The sequence below is a fragment of the Kitasatospora sp. NPDC002227 genome (genome assembly GCF_040296285.1).
GTDB lineage: Bacteria > Actinomycetota > Actinomycetes > Streptomycetales > Streptomycetaceae > Kitasatospora.
In genome coordinates this window covers 1-3,731 of record NZ_JBEOWY010000115.1, presented here as the reverse complement: position 1 = coordinate 3,731, position 3,731 = coordinate 1, and the positions used below count along the sequence as shown (strand labels likewise).

At 69.3% G+C, this 3,731-nt stretch carries 5 protein-coding genes; all 5 read right to left on the bottom strand.

Annotated elements, in window-relative coordinates:
* Positions 1–102: 102 nt before the first annotated feature.
* Positions 103–774, bottom strand: a complete 672-nt coding sequence (locus tag ABT095_RS38615; protein WP_350534315.1) for a hypothetical protein — start codon at positions 772–774, stop codon at positions 103–105.
* 139 nt (positions 775–913) lie between these two features.
* A complete protein-coding gene (locus ABT095_RS38610; protein ID WP_350534314.1) occupies positions 914–1,795 on the bottom strand; it encodes a hypothetical protein in 882 nt (293 codons plus the stop codon).
* A gap of 95 nt (positions 1,796–1,890) precedes the next feature.
* Positions 1,891–2,325: a hypothetical protein gene (locus ABT095_RS38605; RefSeq protein ID WP_350534313.1), complete on the bottom strand. Its 435-nt coding sequence runs from the start codon at positions 2,323–2,325 to the stop codon at positions 1,891–1,893.
* Between the two features lie 173 nt (positions 2,326–2,498).
* Entirely contained in the window at positions 2,499–2,846 is a 348-nt protein-coding gene (locus ABT095_RS38600; RefSeq protein ID WP_350534312.1) for a hypothetical protein, read from the bottom strand.
* A 90-nt stretch (positions 2,847–2,936) separates the two neighbouring features.
* Complete coding sequence (locus ABT095_RS38595; RefSeq protein ID WP_350534311.1) at positions 2,937–3,221, bottom strand: hypothetical protein; 285 nt, start codon at positions 3,219–3,221, stop codon at positions 2,937–2,939.
* Positions 3,222–3,731 lie beyond the last annotated feature (510 nt).

Sequence of the window (3,731 nt, the reverse complement as noted above, 5' to 3'; positions counted from 1 at the left end):
GGCCGGACAGCACTCGACGGGCGAGCAGTTCGGCGTGGACGCGGGCCCGGTGACGCCCCTCCCGGCGTGGCTGGACGGGGGTGCGCGGCTTGGCCTCGGTGGTCAGCCGACGGGCTCCCGGTGGAGCCGGGCGGGGTCGGGCTGGACGGCCGCGACGGATCGGTGGGAGACGTGAGCGGCCCTCAGTACGCCGAGCACCGGGTCGTACAGCTCGTACTTGCCACAGTCGCAGAAGTCCTCGTCTCCGCCGTCGCAGGCGTACGCGAGGAACGTCTCGCCGTGCAAATCCTGGAGGGAGCCGCTGTACCGGATCAGCGTGCCGCCCGGGAGCCGCGTCGGCGGCGCTTCGGCGGGGGCGGGCTCGGCGGCCTCGGGCTGCGGGTCGACGGGGACGGGGTGGCCGTGGTGCTGCCGCGCGTTCAGGATCTGCGCGACACCGTGGCGCAGCCGTGCCTGCTGACCGGCCGAGCAGAAGTCGTCGATCTCGGGATTGAACCACTCGATGTGGAACCGGGTGCCGTATCCCTGGAACAGGAGGCCGATGGTTCCCGCCGCCGGGTGCGTGACCTTCCACCCGGTGACGGTCAGCCGGTGGGTCTCCTCGTCGAGACCGGGGTTGAGCGTGTTGGTCAGCCACTGCCATTCCGCCAGCTCGGCCGCGGGCATGCCCTGCAGTGACACGGTGATGTCGCCGAGCGAGGTGATGGTCAGATGGCCGGCCTCGTCCCGCTGGCTGGCGGTCAGTCCTCGGACGGTCAGGGTGTTCGCGGCCATCGTGTTCCTCCTGGGTCGTTCGGGTCGAGCCGGTCGGGGTGCCACCCCCTCCGACATAAACAACTATAGCAGCTATAACCACCCTTTGCTAGTCGGGGCCTGGTGCGGCCTCCTGGCGGGGGCCGCACCAGGGCGCAGCTCAGCCGTCCCCGAACAGCGAACCTGTGCCGACCGCATCGGCGGACGGAGCGAACAGGACCGGCTGAACGGCCCTCACCTTCCCGAACGCCTCCGGCCGGATGCCCGCCCACGTCGTCGCGCCCCCGCCGCTCGCCGCACGCTGCACCGGGACCGACAGCACCGGCGCCGACTCCAGGACCATGGCGAACGCCTCGGCCGGCTCCTGGTCGTCCGACACCGCGCCGCCCTCCTGGGCCGGGGTGGCTTCGGCCGCCGGGGCCCCGGCGGCCGAAGCGTGCTCGGCGAACAGGGCGCGGGCCTCGGCCTCCGACCCGCGCCAGGCAATCGCCCGGCTGTGCCCCGTCTCCACCAGCTCGAACCCGTCTTCGCAGGAGCACCGGACCCGGAACTGCCCGGCCCTCCCGCCCGCGATGGACTCGATCACCTGGCCGTGGTGGCCGTTCGCCTCGACCGCCACCCGGACGAGCGCGTCAATGGCCTCCTGGGTGACGATGCGCAGTCGGTTGCAGCCCTCGGTGAAGGTGGAGCCGTCGACCTCGCTCACCATCTCGGCCAGCCAGCTTCCCTGCTCGAACACCCGCTTCACCCGGCGGGCGTGAGTCTGCTCGTAGAAGTCCTGCACTGCCAGGTGGTCCGGCCTGACCGTGCGGCCCGTGGCGTCCACCGGCAGGCGCCAAGCCTCCACCCCGGCACGCAGCTGCGCCTGCACCTCGTCGGCGGCCTCGCCCGCTCCCTGGTGGTCGAGCTCGGCGCTGTCCGCGATGTCGAACGTCATCTGGTCCTGCACGGTGGTCTGCTCCTTGCTCGGGGTGTTCGGGTTGAGCCGGTCGGGGTGCCACCCCCTGCCGACATGAATAATTATAGCGTATCTAGATACCATTTGCGAGTGTGGAACCCCATCCCTTCGGGGGCTGACGGGGCGCAGCGACTCGGGGCGGGGGCGGCCGGGTGGCCGCCCCCGCCGGGGCGGCTGGCTCAGGCGGCCAGGGCGAGCGCCAGGGCGCGGAACTTGGGGCTGGTGGCTACCTGCTCGAAGCGGGCGGCAACCGCCTTGTCCTTCGGGCGGTGGGTCTGGAGCAGACCGAGCACCCGGGCGGCGCTGTAGTGCTTGACCGGGAAGGTCCGCATGCGGCGGTTGCGCCCGCCCTTGTTGACCCGGCTCGGGCTCTTGGTGGTGAGGCGCTTGCGGTGCTTGCCCATCGCGTCGGCGGCACCGAGCTTCTTGGAGATCGCGGAGGTGTTGCGGCTGATGTCGGCGGCGTCGTACCCGGCACCGGCCATCACCACGGCGACGGGGAGAGCACGACCGGAGAGGACGGCGGCGTGGGCCCGGGCGTTGCGGGCAGCCTTGCGGGTCTGGGCGGCGCGGTCGCGGCGGGTCTGCTGGGCCTTGCGGGTCTGGGCGTTCATCTCGGGGTCCTTCCGGTTGGTTCGGGTTGAGCCGGTCGGGGTGCCACCCCCTCCGACATGAACAACTATAGCATGGACAACCACCAAGGGGAGCCGAAATCGGCCCTCACCTGGAAAGTCACCCTGTCGGACCCGGGGCCGAGCATCGGGGCCGGCCCCGGGGACCAAGATCGCTAACGTGCGACTGCGGCGGATGCCTCACGCAGCGCGGCCTGCACACACTCCACGGCGTCCGCCATCATCCCCCAACCCGCGTACTCCACCGCCGACGCGAGCGACCGCAGCGCACCCCGTGCCCGGAACCGCGCCCGGTCGTACCCACCCCGGGAAACCCGCCCGTACAGCTCACCAGCAAAGGACCGAAACTCGATCAGTGAGAAATCACCGGAAACAAATTCTCCGCCAACTTCCGAAAGCCGCTCGGAAGAACCCTTCCGAATACTCTCAATGGCCCTTCCGACAATCTTCAAGGTGCCGGGGAGAAGAAAGCTGAATTCCTCGAAAGCGTGATCGTCCCGCACTGAGATACCCCTACTGCTAAAAGAACCCTGGACAAATACCGGCGGGCGGCCAACCGCGCCGCCCGCCGGGCGACGACTACAGCGCGACCGCTACGCCGCGAGTTCGACCTTCGGCGACTGCGACACCGTCTCGAACAGCTGGGGCTGAACGAAGTCCTCGCGCGGGGCGAGCTTCAGCACCGCGCTGCGCACCGTGCGGGAGGTGACCGACCGGCCCATGTGGGCGGCGACGATTGCGGGGTCCTTGGCGGCCCGCCACAGGCCGTACAGCTTGGCGTCACGGAGACTCAGCGCGCGGGCCAGCTCGGCCTTGAGGCTCTGCACATGGGCATCCGATTCCAGGGCTTCGATCAGCAGCTCGGGCTCAAACTCCACGGTGTTCCCTTCGACGGGCGGTTCGGGTTGAGTCGGTCGGGGTGCCACCCCCTGCCGACATGAATAACTATAGCGTATCTAGTCACTGTTGCCAAGATCCACGCCCCGATCTCTCCGGCCGGTTTCGTCTCTGGTTTCCCCTCTGGTTTCGTACCTGGTTTCGCCGGTAGTTTCGTCTCTGGTTTCGACTAGAGACACTCCCCGATGACCCTCGCGCGGCATCTGTACAGCTCAGGCTCGGTTAGTTGGCCTCACCAGACTCCGACTTACCTCTGTGCGCCCCCTTCCTGTTGAGAGTGATGATGGTTGGGTTGGGGAGCGGGTGCGCACGTCGCCTTGGTGACGCTGCGCTGTGCTTTTTCTTCTTATCCCCTCGGGCCGGGGCGGGCCGGGTCGCCTGGCGGCGGGCTGTGGTGGGTGGGCCGGCTGTTGGGGTCGTGGTGGGCGGTGGAGGGCTGTGTGGGTGGCTGCTGCGTCTTCGGGGTGGTTGGTGCTCGCTGGTGTGTGGGT

Coding starts and splice junctions, on each gene's coding strand:
- ABT095_RS38615 (WP_350534315.1), bottom strand. CDS start 774: ATGGCCGCGAACACCCTGACCGTCCGAGGACTGACCGCCAGCCAGCGG.
- ABT095_RS38610 (WP_350534314.1), bottom strand. CDS start 1,795: ATGGTATCTAGATACGCTATAATTATTCATGTCGGCAGGGGGTGGCAC.
- ABT095_RS38605 (WP_350534313.1), bottom strand. CDS start 2,325: ATGAACGCCCAGACCCGCAAGGCCCAGCAGACCCGCCGCGACCGCGCC.